We start from the raw sequence: 14,940 nt of genomic DNA, 5'->3' as shown, positions 1-14,940 counted from the left end.
CACCCAGGTGGGCCTTGATGGCCCACTATCCACTGACCTCCTCCCGGCGTGCCACAAAGTTGGCACAGGCATTGCTATATCTCTAGGGAGCGGAAATTTTCAATGACTTTCAATAGATTGCCAGGAGGCCATTTTGGCTGCATTACCACAGATTTTACTACTGACCCACGGTGGCTGGGGCCAACAACTGCGCGAAAGCGTCCGCATGGTGATTGGCGAAACCAGCGGGGTATTCGATATCGCGCTGATGCCGGTCGACACGCTGGCGGAGTTCCATGAGCGCGTTGAACAACAGGTAAAAACCATGCCGGAGGGCTCATTGATCCTCACCGACTTTATCGGCGGCACTACCTCCAACGTGGCGGCACGCTTGAGCCGTGACTACGCCATCGGTGTGATTTCCGGCCTGAATGCCACCTTGCTGCTGGCCGCCATCGATTTACGCGAACAGGGCAATCTTCTCAACCATCTCGATGAGTTGGTTGAACTGGGGCGCAACAGCTGCCTCGATGTAGTTAAACAAATTAAATCAATAATATCAGGGGAAAAATAATCATGGCCAACATCGTTTTATGTCGCATTGACAGCCGTTTGATCCACGGCCAGGTCGTCACCAAGTGGGTTGGGCAGTCACAAGCCAACCGTATCGCGGTAGTGAGTGATGAGCTGGAAGCCGATCCGTTTATGAAAAGCATCTATCTGATGGCCGCTCCGCCGAATGTGAAAGTGGATTGCTATAGCAACCAGAGCTTTGCGGCGGCTTGGCGGGAGAACCAACTGGGAGAGGGCAACGTATTGGTGCTGTTCCCGAACCTGGCTACGGTGCAACAAGCGGTGGTTGACGGGTTTGACGTCAAAAATATTCAGGTAGGTGGCCTGGGTGGTGGGCCGAACCGTAAAGCGGTATTCCAGAACATTACGCTGGATGAGGCTGATGTGACGATCCTGCGCGATCTGCAGCAACGCGGCGTGACGGTATTTTTCCAGACCATCCCGGAAGACAAGCCGCAGGCACTGGCAGATATTTTGAAGAAGTTCTGATATTCGGCATCTGATCGATTAGGAGCAATAACATGGATAACTTGACCGTTGCCATCTGTATGGGGCTGTATTACTGGTTTGCCCGCCTGCGCTTGGGCTACACCCTCTCGGGGATGTTGGTTCAACCCATCGCCATCGCGGTCTTCGTCGGCTTCCTGCTTGGAGATATGAAAACGGCGATGATTATCGGTGCCGGGATGCAGCTGGTGTATCTGGGCGTCACCTCTACGCCGGGCGGCAACGTCCCTTCAGATCCGGCGCTGGCGGCCTGTATCGCGCTGCCGATTGCCGTGAAAGCGGGAATGGATCCCAATCTGGCGATCGCGTTGGCAATCCCGTTTGGGGTGATCGGCGTGTTCGTTGACCAGTTACGACGTACCGTGAACGCCGTCTGGGTGCATATGGCCGATAAGCACGCGGAAGAGGCCAATATCAGCGGGATCATGCGCTGTGCCTTCCTGTATCCGGCACTGCTTGGCCTGGTGATCCGCTTCCCGGTGGTGTTTGCCGCCAACTATTTCGGCCAGGGCGTGGTCGAGAAATTCCTGGCGCTGATGCCACACTGGCTGACCCACTCGTTCGAAATCATGGGCGGCATCCTGCCAGCGCTGGGCTTTGCGATCACCATCATGGTGATCGGCAAGAAAAGCCTGCTGCCTTACTTTATTGCCGGATTCTTCGCGGTGTTGTATCTCAAGGTCGACATCATGGCGATGGCCATCTTCGGTACCTGCGCGGCATTCCTGGTTAAAAACATGGCCAAAGGTGAAGGAGCCTGATCATGAGCAGCGATATCATGCAACACGAGCTGGTGGAAAGAGCACGGCAAACCAACGTGCTGACCAAGCGGGACATCACCAAGGCCTGGTTTATTTACTGGCTGGGAGCCGAAGTCTCCAACTCTTACGAGCGTTTACAGAGCCTGATTTTCTGCGCCTCAATGACGCCGATTATCAAAAAGCTCTATCCGCAGAAAGAAGAGCAGGTTGAGGCGCTGAAACGCCACCTGAACTTCTTCAACAGCGAACAGACTTTCGGGGCAGTGATCCAGGGCGTAGCCATTGCCATGGAGGAGCAGAAGACCCGTGGCGAGCCGATTTCCGATTCGTCCATCACCGGGATTAAAACCGGCCTGATGGGGCCGCTGGCCGGGATTGGTGACTCGGTGGTCTGGGCGGCGATCATGCCGCTGTTGATCGCCATCTTCATACCTTTCGCGGCTAACGGCAGCGCCATGGGCGGCATCATGCCGGTGGTGTTGTATACCGTGATCACCATGGCGATCAGCTACGGCTTGGCCCACAAAGGTTACACGTTGGGAAGGGAGTCAATCATCGGGCTGTTGCAAGGGGGCAAGATAAAAGAGTTGATCTACGGGGCCAACGTGCTCGGGCTGATCATGATGGGGGCGCTGTCTGCCAGCTACGTCAAGATCACCTCGCCACTGAAAATCAGCGCGTTGGAAGGTTCCGAAGTGGTGGTGCAACAGATCCTGGACTCCATCGCCCCCGGCCTGTTGCCGCTGGCTGCGGTGTTTTCAATCTACTTCTATCTGGTCAAAAAAGGGCCGCGCTATACCACCATTCTGCTTTCGGTGGTGGTACTGAGCGTGGTGTGTTCCCTGCTAGGCATTTTGTAATGGAGCAACGATGAATATTTATCAACGGCTCGGGCTGAAACGGGTGATCAATGCCAGCGGCAAGATGACCATCCTTGGTGTTTCTTCGGTGCCGAAAGACGTGATGACGGCCACGGCCGAGGCGGCGTCAGCCTTTGTGGAGATTGATGCGCTGGTGGATCGCGTTGGCGAACTCATCTCTCAGCATACCGGTGCGCAAGACAGTTATGTGACCTCCTGCGCTTCCGCCGGGGTGGCTATTGCGGTCGCGGCAGCCATCACCCAAGGGGAGCCGGAGCGGGTGGCGCAGATGCCGTGCAGTGAAGGTTTGGCGAATGAAATCGTCATGCTGCGTGGCCACAATATTGACTACGGCGCGCCGATCACCACCGCTATCCGGCTAGGAGGAGGTAAGGTGGTAGAGGTGGGGCAAAGCAATCTGGCTGCCCGCTGGCAACTGGCAAAAGCCATCACGGCGCAGACGGCGGCACTGTTTTACGTCAAGTCGCATCACTGTGTGCAAAAGGGCATGGTTGCGCTGAGCGATTTTGTCGCCGTGGCCCGTGATGCCGGGTTGCCGCTGATTGTTGATGCGGCCGCAGAGGAAGATTTGCGGGCTTATGTGGCAGCCGGGGCCAACATGGTGGTGTATAGCGGAGCTAAAGCGTTGGATGCACCGACCTCTGGTTTTGTTACCGGCGACCGGCAATGGATCGCCTGTTGCAAAGCTCAGCATAACGGCATTGCGCGAGCGATGAAGATCGGTAAAGAGAACATGGTGGGGCTGGTGATGGCGTTGGATCATTATCAGCAGCATCAGCCGGACTGGAGCCGCCAATTACCCGCGCTGCGCGAATTGGCACAGCAGATATCCGCGTTGCCCGGCCTACAGGCGGAGATCGAACAGGATGAAGCCGGGCGAGCGATTTATCGGGTGCGGGTAAGCGTGGACGCCTCCAGATCAGGATTAACCGCCTATCAGGTGGAAGAGCAACTGCGCACTGGCGAGGTGGCGATTTACACCCGTCATTACTGGCTGAATCAAGGCATCTTCAGCTTCGATCCACGGGCGCTGCGCGACGACGATTTTGCATTGATTGTGGCGCGGCTGACGGAAATTGTGCAACAGGCCAGGGGGCAACATGCAACAGCTTGATTTTTACCAGGGGCGAGTGGCCATCAACGTGCTGGCCAAAGATATCCCTAACGCATTACAGGTACACCATGCCGCCGAAGGACATGCCGCTATCGGTGTGATCTCGGCGCAGTTTACCAACGTGGAACAGGGTGTGGCCGAGGTGAAGCGCTGGATGGAGCACATCCCGGCGATTTCCGTTGGTTTGGGGGCGGGGTCAGCGGCACAGTTTTATAAGGCGGCAATGATTGCGGCGGCCACCGCGCCCGCACACGTCAACCAAACTTTCACCGGCTGTGGTTTTGCAGCAGGTGCATTGGCGGCCCGTGGCATCAGCAATACCTGCATTAATGCCTTGATCTCGCCGACTGGCACGCCAGGGAAGGTGATCATTTCCACCGGGGTTCACAGCAGCCAGGGCGAGCCTGCCGTGGTGAGTTGTGACAGCGCGGTGCGTATGATCCTCGATCTGGGGGGGCACGCGGCCAAATTCTTCCCGATGGGCGGCTTATCGTCGCTGGCAGAACTGCGCGCATTGGCGGAAAGTTGCGTGCGCAATGGCATGACCATGATCGAACCCACCGGCGGGATCGATACGCGAAACTTCCTGTCAATACTGGAAACCTGCCTTGACGCCGGAGTCGCCAAGGTAATGCCACATGTTTACAGTTCCATCATCGATCCGCACAGTGGAGAGACCCGTGCCGAAGAGGTCGCGTTGCTGCTGGAAGGCATCAAACAGATCCTGCGCTAAGGTGCGTGGTGCCTGAATCTGCCGAACTTGCCGGCTAGCGAAATTCTCACAAGGCTCAGGTGAAAACCCGAGCCTTTTTTTAATTTTTAAAAACATTAAGGCTCTTATTTATAACTCATTTTTTTTAACTAAATGTGAAAACGGCGGTTTGCTTTCTGATTTTCGCTATGGTAAAACTAATGCAGTTGAAAATTTTACATTCATGAGGATATTGGGCAAATCGCACGGTGTGCGGCTGAAGATAGAGAATAATTATGATGAAACTTAATGGAACGCCTCTCAGAACATCTTGTTGCCAACTTTTCCTTTCTGCCATTCTTGCCAGTGAGCATCACTGGTGCAGCGAGCTATAGCGTCTTTCTCCCTTAACCGGTGCTGATGACTGGGTTCGCATCCCGTCGTTTGGTGTTGCCGGGCAAACTTCTTTAATACGTTTGGGTAGGTTTATCCCCAGAGATTTCTATATCTCAAGCGCCGCCGTGCGCCTGTTTGATGAGATAGATTGGGATAAATACGCCTTAGCGTGCGTGATTCGCCGTTTGGGAGAAAAATTATGATTTATTGGATCTTTTTAGGCTTTGCCATTACCGCCGAAATTATCGGCACCCTGTCCATGAAATACGCTAGCGTCAGCGGCGGCATGACCGGACACATCGTCATGTACGTGATGATCACCTTGTCTTACATCATGCTGTCATTAGCGGTAAAACGCGTGGCCCTGGGCGTTGCTTACGCCTTATGGGAAGGGATCGGTATCCTGTTTATTACCCTGTTTAGCGTGATGCTGTTTGATGAGCCAATCTCTGCGCTGAAAGTGCTGGGTCTGGTGGCGTTGATTGCCGGGATCCTGCTGGTGAAATCTGGCACCCGCAAGCCACGAAAACAGGTCAGCCCGCGAGGTGACAACCATGCAACAGCTTGAGTTGTACCATATTGGGTTTCTGGCTTTGGCCATCGTACTGGAGATTGTGGCCAACATCTTTCTGAAGATGTCTAACGGTTTTAGCAAAATTTGGCTGGGGCTGCTGTCTCTGGTATCGGTATTAGGGGCGTTCAGCGCGCTGGCGCAGGCGGTAAAGGGGATCGATCTTTCGGTGGCTTATGCATTGTGGGGCGGTTTCGGTATCGCGGCCACTATCGCCGCCGGTTGGATCCTGTTCGGTCAACGGCTTAATGCCAAAGGCTGGATGGGGTTGGCCCTGTTACTGACGGGGATGGTCATTATCAAACTGGCTTAACAGCCAAATAAAAAACCGCAGGTATCTACTCTTGGTTTAAGGGTATGACCTGCGGTTTTTGTTTTACAGCGCCGCGATGATCTTGATTTCAACTTTGTATTTAGGATTCATCAGACGCGCTTCTACGGTACAACGTACCGGCGCGCTGCCTGCAACAACCCAGGCATCCCAGGCGGCATTCATAGCGGCAAAATCATCGCCGTTGGCCAGGAAAATGGTGGCGTCTAAAATCCGGCTCTTGTCCGAACCCACTCGCTCCAACAGCACATCGATAGCGGCCAAGGTGTTGGCGGTTTGCGCCGTAGCGTCATCGTCAAGATTTTCCGGGACGCTGGTGTAATAAACGGTATCGTTGTGGATCACCGCTTCTGACCAGCGCTGTGCCGGATCAATTCGTTCGATATTCATGCAATTATCTCCTTATCATCAACACCATAAGCGTATCACAGCCGGGAGCGGATGTGTGGGAGTGGATAAAGTCGGTGGTAGCAACGTGGCAGGCTTGGCATAATCACCGCTGAATGATACCGGCAGAGAGATAGCGTGGCAGACGATTTCGCACCAGAAGGCGCACTAGCGCAGGCAATTAAAGGGTTCAAACCCCGTGAACCGCAAAGATTGATGGCAGAGGCGGTAACGGAAGCCATCAATTTCAAACAGGAACTGGTCGTCGAGGCAGGAACCGGCACCGGTAAAACCTACGCCTATCTGGCACCGGCGCTGCGATCAAAGCGCAAGGTGATCATTTCCACCGGCTCCAAGGCCTTGCAGGATCAGCTTTACGCCCGCGATCTGCCCACCGTGGCCAAGGCATTAAAATATAAAGGCAAGCTGGCGCTGCTGAAGGGGCGTTCCAACTATCTGTGCCTGGAACGTCTGGAGCAGCAATCCATGGCCGGTGGCGAACTGGCTGGCCAGACGCTGATCGATCTGGTACGGCTGCGCAGTTGGTCAACCCTGACGGAAGAAGGGGATATCAGCTCGTGCAGCGATGTGGCGGAAGACAGCTTTGTCTGGCCATTGGTGACCAGCACCAACGATAACTGTCTGGGCAGCGATTGCCCACTATATAAAGAGTGCTTCGTGGTCAAGGCCCGACGCCGGGCAATGGATGCCGATGTGGTGGTGGTTAACCATCATCTGTTTCTGGCGGATATGGTGGTCAAGGAGGGCGGTTTTGCCGAACTGATCCCGGAAGCGGACGTGATGATCTTCGACGAAGCGCATCAGATCCCGGATATCGCCAGCCAATACTTCGGCAAGCAGCTGACCAGCCGCCAACTGATGGATCTGGCCAAAGACATTACCATTGCCTACCGCACCGAGGTACGCGATAGCGCACAGTTGCAAAAGAGCGCCGATCGCCTTAGCCAGAGTACGCAGGATTTCCGTTTAGCGCTGGGGGAACCGGGTTTTCGCGGTAACCTTCGTGAGGTGCTTTCTCAACCTAACGTCCAGCGCGCCTTGCTGCTACTCGATGATGCGTTGGAACTGTGTTACGACGTGGTCAAGCTTTCCCTTGGCCGTTCGGCGTTGCTGGATGCCGCCTTCGAGCGTGCTACGCAGTTCCGCACCCGTCTTAAGCGGCTCAAAGAGGTTAACGAACCCGGCTTCAGCTATTGGTATGAATGTAACTCACGCAGTTTTGTGTTGGCGCTGACGCCATTGACGGTATCAGACCGCTTCCGCGAGATGCTGGATGAAAAGCCGGGCAGTTGGATTTTCACCTCGGCAACGCTGTCGGTGAATGAGCAAATGGGTCACTTTACCGACCGCTTGGGGCTGAATAAGGCCAAAACACTATTGTTACCCAGCCCGTTTGACTATGCCAATCAGGCGCTGCTATGCGTACCACGTTTCCTGCCTTCGCCGAATCAACCTGGTGGCGCACGTCAGCTGGCCCGAATGCTGCGGCCAATGATTGAGGCCAACCGGGGCCGCTGTTTCTTCCTCTGCACTTCGCATCAGATGATGCGTGAGCTGGCCGAAGAGTTCCGCGCCACCTTGACGCTGCCGGTGCTGTTGCAAGGAGAAACCAGCAAGGGTCAGCTATTGGCGCAGTTTGTCGAAGCGGGCAACGCGTTACTGGTGGCAACCAGCAGCTTCTGGGAAGGGGTGGACGTGCGCGGTGATGCGCTCTCCTGCGTGATTATCGATAAGCTGCCGTTTACCTCGCCGGACGACCCTTTGCTGAAGGCGCGCATTGAAGATTGCCGTTTACGCGGTGGTGATCCGTTCAACGACGTGCAACTGCCGGATGCGGTGATTACGCTCAAGCAGGGGGTTGGCCGTCTGATCCGCGATACTGACGATCGGGGCGTGCTGGTGATTTGTGATAACCGCCTGGTGATGCGCCCTTATGGTGAGGTGTTCCTCAACAGCCTGCCGCCAACGCCGCGTACCCGCGATCTGGCGCAGGCTATTGCTTTCCTCAAGGGTGAATAGGCGCGACTTCCGGGGTGTGCTACAATGCGCGCCCTGTATGAAACCACTGATATTTCCCGCCTGAGGTTTGGCATGTCCACGCGAATTTTAGCGATCGATACGGCGACGGAAGCATGTTCTGTCGCTATCTGGAATCAAGGCGAAGTTCACGCCCTGTTTGAACTGTGCCCACGCGAGCACACCCAGCGCATTTTGCCGCTGGTGCAGCAGGTGCTGGCCGAATCTGGATTATCCCTTTCACAACTCGATGCCTTGGCCTTTGGCCGTGGCCCCGGTAGCTTTACCGGCGTGCGTATCGGTATTGGTATTGCCCAAGGGTTGGCGCTTGGCGCCGAGCTGCCGATGCTCGGGATTTCCACGTTGCAAACCATGGCGCAAGGTGCCTGGCGCATGACCGGCGCACAACGAGTGTTGGCGGCAATCGATGCCCGCATGGGCGAGGTCTATTGGGGCCAGTTTGAACGTCAGCTTGATGGCCAGTGGCTGGAAAGCGAAGGGGAAGCGGTGCTGTCTCCACAGCAGGCTCTGGAGCGTGCGCAGCATTTGCAAGGCGATTGGGAGCATGTGGGTACCGGCTGGCAAACCTACCCGGATTTGGTTGCCGGTTCCTCGCTGCACGTTACCGACGGGCAAATGCTGTTGCCGCAGGCCGAAGATATGCTGCCTCTGGCGCTACAGGCTTGGCAACAGGGCCTGGCGGTCAGCGTGGAAAATGCTGAGCCGACCTATTTGCGTAATGAAGTGACATGGAAGAAGCTACCGGGACGCGAATAGTTTCCTATAGTTAATCTACAGTTGTCGCCGATAGAAAACAGCTCCGCCTGCAACTTGCGCTAAGGTGTGTTGTCGAAGTTACAGCTAAATCAGGAGATTGCGATGATGTTAACCCGTACTTTGAGTAAAAAGCTGTTAACGCTGGCAATCGCAGGCAGCGTGTTGGCGCTCTCTGGCTGTGTGACTATTCCGGATGCCATCCAAGGCACCAGCCCCACGCCGGTCGATCAACTGTCGATGGTGCAAAACGCGCCGAAACAGTTTACCGGTGCAGAAGCACGCTTCGGCGGTACCGTCGTTGCGGTGGCTAATGAACGTGGGCGTACCATTCTGGAGATTGCGGCGGTGCCGCTGGATTCTGGCGCTCGCCCGATATTGGGGGAACCTTCGCAAGGCCGTTTGCTGGCTTCGATTAACGGTTTCCTCGATCCGGTCGACTTCAGAGGGCAACTGGTCACCGTGGTTGGGCCGATCACCGGCCTACGGGACGGCAAGATTGGCATGACGCCTTACCGCTTTGTCACCATGGATGCGACCGGCTTCAAGCGTTGGCGCATTGCCCAGCAGATTGTGATGCCACCACAGCCTATGGGGCCGTGGGGCTGGCATAATGGCCCGTGGGGCCCAGGCTGGGGCGGGGGGTATGGCTGGTATAATCCAGGTCCGGCGCAGGTACAAACATTCGTTACGGAGTAAGGGCGCAGGTTTCAGGTCTCGGCAAGTAGGATAGTTTTTACACTTTAGGGCGGCTTAATGGCCGCCTTAACTTTTTTTGTTGTGCGGTTGCGTCGGCAATTAGTGACGCACATCGCAACCTGAATATTGTTTAAAACCCAAACTGGTACGCTGAGTTAAAATATTGTTAAAGTTTGGCTGCAATTTTGGGGGCTGCGATGATAATTAGTAATGATTTCAGGAGTAATAGCTTGGAAAAGGTCTGGTTAAAACGTTACCCGGCGGATGTTCCGGCAGAAATCGATGCCGATCAATACACATCCCTGATCGAAATGTTTGAGAATGCGGTTGCCCGTTATGCGGATCAACCCGCCTTTATCAACATGGGTGAGGTGATGACCTTCCGCAAGCTGGAAGAGCGTAGCCGAGCGTTTGCTGCCTACCTGCAAAATGAGTTGGGGCTGAAAAAAGGCGACCGTGTGGCACTGATGATGCCCAACCTGTTGCAGTATCCGATCGCCCTGTTCGGCATCTTGCGGGCGGGGATGGTGGTGGTCAACGTCAACCCGCTGTATACCCCCCGTGAGTTGGAACATCAGTTGAACGACAGCGGTGCCAGCGCGATTGTCATCGTCTCCAACTTTGCCCACACCTTGGAAAAGGTGGTGTTCAAAACGCAGGTTAAACACGTTATTCTGACCCGTATGGGCGATCAGCTCTCCGCAGCCAAGGGGACGCTGGTCAACTTTGTGGTGAAGTACATCAAGCGGCTGGTGCCCAAGTATGACCTGCCGGATGCCATCTCGTTTCGTAGCGCGTTGCAGCGTGGACGCCGTCTGCAATACGTGAAGCCAGATATTATCAATACCGATCTGGCGTTCCTGCAGTATACCGGCGGCACTACCGGCGTGGCGAAAGGCGCGATGCTGACCCACCGCAACATGCAGGCCAACCTGGTACAGGCCAAGGCGGCTTATGTGCCGTTACTGCGTGAAGGGCAAGAGTTGGTGGTCACCGCCTTGCCGCTGTATCACATCTTTGCGTTGACGGTGAACTGCCTACTGTTTATCGAGTTAGGTGGCCGTAGTCTGCTGATCACCAACCCACGTGATATTCCGGGCTTGGTGAAGGAACTGGCAAAATACCCGTTCAGCGCCATGACTGGGGTAAATACCCTGTTTAATGCGCTATTGAACAATGAAGATTTCCAGAAACTCGACTTTTCCACGTTGCGGCTTTCTGTCGGCGGAGGGATGTCGGTGCAGAGATCGGTGGCGGAAAAGTGGGAAAAGCTGACCGGGCATCATTTGCTGGAAGGTTATGGGCTGACGGAGTGTTCTCCGCTGGTTGCTGGCAACCCGCATGACTTGAAGCATTACAGCGGTAGCATCGGCCTGCCGGTGCCATCTACGGATATCCGGTTGGTGGATGATGACGGCAAAGATGTACCGCTCGGTCAACCCGGTGAACTTTGGGTTAAAGGGCCGCAAGTTATGTTAGGCTATTGGCAACGCCCTGAGGCGACGGACGAAGTGTTGCGCGATGGTTGGTTGGCGACTGGGGATGTCGTTACCGTGGATGATGAGGGCTTTATCCGCATCGTTGACCGTAAGAAAGATATGATCCTGGTTTCTGGTTTTAACGTCTATCCGAACGAGATCGAAGAGGTCGTCAGTCAGCATCCGAAAGTGTTGGAATGTGCGGCCATCGGGGTGCCCAGCGATGCCTCGGGTGAGGCGGTGAAGATTTGTGTGGTGAAGAAAGATGGTTCACTCACCAAAGAAGAGTTGCTAACCCATTGCCGTCGGCACCTGACAGGGTATAAAGTGCCAAAAATTGTTGAGTTCCGTGACGAACTGCCGAAGTCGAACGTCGGCAAGATCTTACGACGGGAACTGCGTGACGAACAGAAAAAGCCCAAGGCTGCCGATGCCGCCTAGGCCAATCGTTACTGCTCCTTTTCAACAGCGCCGGTGAATAGCCGGCGTTGTTGTGTTTGAATCATGAAAAACCACCAAGAGAATGATGTTTTGAATTATCAGTTGATCACTACCGACGCCGGATTGCAGCAGGTCTGCGAGCAGGCAAGAAACTACGCCCAGGTGGCGCTGGATACCGAGTTTGTCCGCACGCGTACCTATTATCCGCAGTTAGGCCTGATCCAGCTATACGATGGTGAACAACTTTCCCTGATCGATCCGCTTCCCATCAAGCAGTGGCAACCCTTTATCGACCTGCTGGCCGATACCGCCGTAGTGAAATTTCTACACGCTGGTAGCGAGGATCTGGAGGTGTTTCTGAACGCCTTCAAGACGCTGCCGACACCGATGGTCGACACCCAAATCCTGGCGGCCTTCAGCGGCCATACGCTGTCCTGTGGCTTTGCCAAGCTGGTGACGGAGTATATGCAGGTCGATCTCGATAAGAGTGAATCGCGTACCGACTGGCTGGCACGACCACTGACCGAGCGCCAATGCGTTTATGCCGCGGCTGATGTGTTCTATCTGTTGCCGATGGCCAAGCAACTGGTGCAGGAGACCGAGGAGGCGGGTTGGACCGCTGCAGCCGATAACGAGTGCTGCTTGCTCTGCCAACGGCGCAGTGAGGCGCTAGCGCCGGAATTGGCCTATCGTGAAATCACCAATGCCTGGCAGTTACGTCCGCGCCAGTTGGCTTGCCTGCAAAAACTGGCTGAATGGCGTTTGCGTCAGGCGCGCGAACGCGATCTGGCGGTGAACTTTGTAGTGCGTGAAGAGAACCTATGGGCCGTGGCGCGCTATATGCCGGGCTCGCTCGGTGAACTGGAGGCGCTGGGGTTGAGTGGCCCGGAGATCCGCTATCATGGCAAAACCCTGGTGGCGCTGGTGGCGCAAGCGAATGCTCTGGATGAATCAGCCTTGCCGGCACCGTTGAGCAACCTGGTCGATCATCCTGGCTATAAGAAAGTGTTCAAGGAGATTAAGGCTGCCATTACGTTGGTGAGTGAGCAGAGTGGCCTTAGCGTCGAACTGCTGGCTTCGCGGCGGCAGATTAACCAGTTGCTGAATTGGCACTGGAAATTGAAAGAGAGTGACTCGCTGCCTGAGTTAATCAGTGGCTGGCGTGGCGAGCTATTAGCCGCGCCGTTGCAGGCGATCCTACAGGATTATTAATCGTTAAATATCAGGCGGGGCAGTTTAAAACAAACTGTTCCGTTTCATCTCGCTAAAAATAAAGCGAAGAAAATCTTGATCGCCAGCATTCACCATAAAGAAAGTGGTGTCAAAAAGAACTGAGAGTTGTCTCAATAGCGCGGAGTTTTTATTTTTACGAGCGCGTTTATAACTGGACGAATATACAGTGACCTCCTGTATAAAAATATACAGGAGGCACTCATTGCATCGCAATCATTTAGGCGTTTCTTCCGATTCCGGTAGCGTCACGTTAAGTTCAAGTACCGAAATATCGTCCCCTTTCTGCTCGAATTGCACGTGCAGCATTTCGGGGTCGATCTGAATGTATTTACAAATTACCGCAAGAATATCGCGCTTTAAATCGGGCAGATAGTGGGGTTCGCTGTCCCCACGACGACGTTCTGCGACGATAATCTGCAGCCGTTCCTTGGCTACACTGGCTGTTGATTTTTTGCGGGACAGAAAGAAGTCTAACAGAGCCATGGTTTATCCCCCAAAAAGGCGTTTCAGGAAGCCCTTTTTCTCTTCTTCGATGAAGCGGAACGGGCGTTCTTCCCCTAACAGGCGGTGAACGGTATCGTCATAGGCCTTACCGGCATCGGACTCACTATCAAGAATAACAGGTTCGCCCTGGTTAGAGGCACGTAATACCGACTGATCTTCCGGGATCACGCCAAGCAGTGGAATACGCAGGATTTCCAGCACGTCTTCCATGCTCAACATGTCGCCACGGCTGACGCGGCCCGGGTTGTAACGGGTTAGCAGCAGATGTTCCTTGATCGGGGATTCCCCTCTCTCGGCACGGCGTGATTTGGAAGCCAGAATGCCCAGGATACGGTCGGAGTCACGTACTGAAGACACTTCCGGGTTGGTGGTGATGATGGCTTCATCGGCAAAATACAGCGCCATCAAGGCACCGGATTCGATCCCTGCAGGTGAGTCACAAACCACAAATTCGAAGGCCATCTCGTCGAGATCGCTGAGGATTTTTTCCACGCCTTCACGAGTCAGTGCGTCTTTGTCACGGGTTTGCGAAGCGGGCAGAATATAGAGGTTGTCGGTGCGCTTGTCTTTGATTAACGCCTGGTTCAGCGTGGCGTCACCTTGGATAACGTTCACGAAATCGTAAACTACCCTGCGTTCACATCCCATGATGAGGTCAAGATTACGCAGACCGATATCAAAGTCGATCACCACGGTTTTCTTGCCATTCTGGGCCAAGCCGGTCGCAATGGCCGCACTTGATGTGGTCTTGCCAACGCCCCCTTTACCCGATGTAACAACAATAATGCGTGCCATGAAATGGATTCCTTGTCAAAAGGGCTTAATTTAAAGGTTGTATGGTTAAAGCATTATCCAACAGGCTGAGCCTTGCTGCCTGCCCGAGGTACTCGGACGGGATCTGATCGCTCAACCAGTACTGCCCTGCGATAGAGACTAGCTCAGCACCCAGGTGCGTGCAAAAAATCTGACACTGGGTATCGCCAGAGGCGCCAGCCAGTGCACGGCCACGCATGCTACCGTAAATATGAATATTGCCGTCGGCAATCAGTTCGGCACCGGCGCTGACGCTGTTGGTGACGATCAAATCGCTGTTACGGGCGTAAATCTGTTGACCTGAACGGACAGGAGTACTGATGATGCGTGTTTTGGCTGGGGCATTATCAGGCACTGGTGCGATCACCGGAGCCTGCGGGGCCGCCTTCTGGCCTTTACCTTCATTGAGCAGTGGCAAACCGGCGCGGGCGATGGACCGTTTCTGCCGCTCATCTTTGCAACCGCTGATGCCGACCACGCGCAGCCCAGCCGCAGTGACAGCCCGTTGAATTTCTTTCCAGTCTGCGTCGCCGTTCAGCGTAGCAACATTAATAACAACAGGGGCATTTTTGAGAAAAGCTGGCGCTTGTTCCACCTTTTCTTGCAGTGCCTGGCGTATTACCTCGGGTTCGCAATTATGTAAATGAACCACCGATAGGGTAAAACTGCTGCCTTTTAGCTCAATTGGCGATTGTGACATCTATCCTGACTCAGTCTCAGCAACTTAAATCCCCGGAATACCACTCGGGGTGCGATATTCCGAAGTACTA

General features: G+C 54.6%; 17 protein-coding genes. 13 read left to right on the top strand and 4 right to left on the bottom strand.

Annotated features, from left to right (window positions below):
* Nucleotides 1-133 precede the first annotated feature (133 nt).
* The 8 genes from N6G83_RS27935 (at nucleotide 134) to mdtI (ending at nucleotide 5,786) form a co-directional block, all read left to right on the top strand.
* Nucleotides 134-553 carry a PTS sugar transporter subunit IIA gene (locus tag N6G83_RS27935; protein WP_409529727.1) on the top strand — a complete coding sequence of 140 codons (420 nt, stop codon included), beginning with the start codon at nucleotides 134-136 and terminating at the stop codon, nucleotides 551-553.
* Nucleotides 554-555: 2 nt separating this feature from the next.
* The gene (locus tag N6G83_RS27930; protein WP_024528742.1) at nucleotides 556-1,041 is read left to right on the top strand and encodes a PTS system mannose/fructose/N-acetylgalactosamine-transporter subunit IIB; all 486 of its coding nucleotides are present in this window, start codon (nucleotides 556-558) and stop codon (nucleotides 1,039-1,041) included.
* Nucleotides 1,042-1,073: 32 nt separating this feature from the next.
* Nucleotides 1,074-1,820 carry a PTS mannose/fructose/sorbose/N-acetylgalactosamine transporter subunit IIC gene (locus N6G83_RS27925; protein ID WP_021806649.1) on the top strand — a complete coding sequence of 249 codons (747 nt, stop codon included), beginning with the start codon at nucleotides 1,074-1,076 and terminating at the stop codon, nucleotides 1,818-1,820.
* Nucleotides 1,820-2,680: a PTS system mannose/fructose/sorbose family transporter subunit IID gene (locus N6G83_RS27920; protein WP_161629439.1), complete on the top strand. Its 861-nt coding sequence runs from the start codon at nucleotides 1,820-1,822 to the stop codon at nucleotides 2,678-2,680. Before N6G83_RS27925 ends, N6G83_RS27920 begins: the two co-directional genes overlap by 1 nt.
* Nucleotides 2,681-2,690: 10 nt before the next feature.
* A complete protein-coding gene (dgaE, locus tag N6G83_RS27915; protein WP_211136465.1) occupies nucleotides 2,691-3,815 on the top strand; it encodes a D-glucosaminate-6-phosphate ammonia lyase in 1,125 nt (374 codons plus the stop codon).
* Nucleotides 3,802-4,548 (top strand): 2-dehydro-3-deoxy-phosphogluconate aldolase, encoded by a 747-nt coding sequence (gene dagF, locus N6G83_RS27910; protein ID WP_074028728.1) that lies wholly within the window; start codon nucleotides 3,802-3,804, stop codon nucleotides 4,546-4,548. Before dgaE ends, dagF begins: the two co-directional genes overlap by 14 nt.
* Before the next feature lie 553 nt (nucleotides 4,549-5,101).
* A complete protein-coding gene (mdtJ, locus tag N6G83_RS27905) occupies nucleotides 5,102-5,470 on the top strand; it encodes a multidrug/spermidine efflux SMR transporter subunit MdtJ (RefSeq protein ID WP_024528744.1) in 369 nt (122 codons plus the stop codon).
* The gene (gene mdtI / locus N6G83_RS27900) at nucleotides 5,457-5,786 is read left to right on the top strand and encodes a multidrug/spermidine efflux SMR transporter subunit MdtI (protein WP_024528745.1); all 330 of its coding nucleotides are present in this window, start codon (nucleotides 5,457-5,459) and stop codon (nucleotides 5,784-5,786) included. The genes mdtJ and mdtI overlap by 14 nt, the downstream gene beginning before the upstream one ends.
* Nucleotides 5,787-5,849: 63 nt before the next feature.
* On the opposite strand, the gene N6G83_RS27895 is transcribed toward mdtI, so the two are convergent.
* Nucleotides 5,850-6,194 carry a RidA family protein gene (locus N6G83_RS27895; protein ID WP_021181167.1) on the bottom strand — a complete coding sequence of 115 codons (345 nt, stop codon included), beginning with the start codon at nucleotides 6,192-6,194 and terminating at the stop codon, nucleotides 5,850-5,852.
* Between the two features lie 135 nt (nucleotides 6,195-6,329).
* On the opposite strand from N6G83_RS27895, the gene N6G83_RS27890 reads away from it, so the two are divergent.
* From N6G83_RS27890 to rnd, 5 genes are all read left to right on the top strand, one after another.
* Nucleotides 6,330-8,231, top strand: coding sequence for an ATP-dependent DNA helicase (locus N6G83_RS27890; RefSeq protein WP_024528746.1), 1,902 nt, complete (start codon nucleotides 6,330-6,332; stop codon nucleotides 8,229-8,231).
* A gap of 72 nt (nucleotides 8,232-8,303) precedes the next feature.
* The gene (tsaB, locus tag N6G83_RS27885; RefSeq protein ID WP_211136670.1) at nucleotides 8,304-9,005 is read left to right on the top strand and encodes a tRNA (adenosine(37)-N6)-threonylcarbamoyltransferase complex dimerization subunit type 1 TsaB; all 702 of its coding nucleotides are present in this window, start codon (nucleotides 8,304-8,306) and stop codon (nucleotides 9,003-9,005) included.
* 105 nt (nucleotides 9,006-9,110) lie between these two features.
* Complete coding sequence (locus tag N6G83_RS27880) at nucleotides 9,111-9,701, top strand: Slp family lipoprotein (RefSeq protein WP_024528748.1); 591 nt, start codon at nucleotides 9,111-9,113, stop codon at nucleotides 9,699-9,701.
* Between the two features lie 230 nt (nucleotides 9,702-9,931).
* Nucleotides 9,932-11,620: a long-chain-fatty-acid--CoA ligase FadD gene (gene fadD, locus N6G83_RS27875; protein WP_024528749.1), complete on the top strand. Its 1,689-nt coding sequence runs from the start codon at nucleotides 9,932-9,934 to the stop codon at nucleotides 11,618-11,620.
* A gap of 90 nt (nucleotides 11,621-11,710) precedes the next feature.
* Nucleotides 11,711-12,832 carry a ribonuclease D gene (gene rnd, locus N6G83_RS27870; protein WP_037434853.1) on the top strand — a complete coding sequence of 374 codons (1,122 nt, stop codon included), beginning with the start codon at nucleotides 11,711-11,713 and terminating at the stop codon, nucleotides 12,830-12,832.
* A 234-nt stretch (nucleotides 12,833-13,066) separates the two neighbouring features.
* On the opposite strand, the gene minE is transcribed toward rnd, so the two are convergent.
* Genes minE through minC form a run of 3 tightly spaced genes read right to left on the bottom strand, consistent with a single transcriptional unit; the run spans nucleotide 13,067 to nucleotide 14,870 of the window.
* Entirely contained in the window at nucleotides 13,067-13,336 is a 270-nt protein-coding gene (minE, locus tag N6G83_RS27865) for a cell division topological specificity factor MinE (protein ID WP_021181173.1), read from the bottom strand.
* A gap of 3 nt (nucleotides 13,337-13,339) precedes the next feature.
* On the bottom strand, nucleotides 13,340-14,152 hold the full coding sequence (minD, locus tag N6G83_RS27860; RefSeq protein ID WP_065685655.1) for a septum site-determining protein MinD: 813 nt from the start codon (nucleotides 14,150-14,152) through the stop codon (nucleotides 13,340-13,342).
* A 25-nt stretch (nucleotides 14,153-14,177) separates the two neighbouring features.
* Nucleotides 14,178-14,870 carry a septum site-determining protein MinC gene (gene minC, locus N6G83_RS27855; RefSeq protein WP_024528751.1) on the bottom strand — a complete coding sequence of 231 codons (693 nt, stop codon included), beginning with the start codon at nucleotides 14,868-14,870 and terminating at the stop codon, nucleotides 14,178-14,180.
* Nucleotides 14,871-14,940: the final 70 nt, after the last annotated feature.

Source organism: Serratia sp. PL7, from assembly GCF_945957435.1.
The sequence above is the reverse complement of the archived record's forward strand: the minus strand, read 5'-3'. Positions and strand labels throughout refer to the sequence as shown.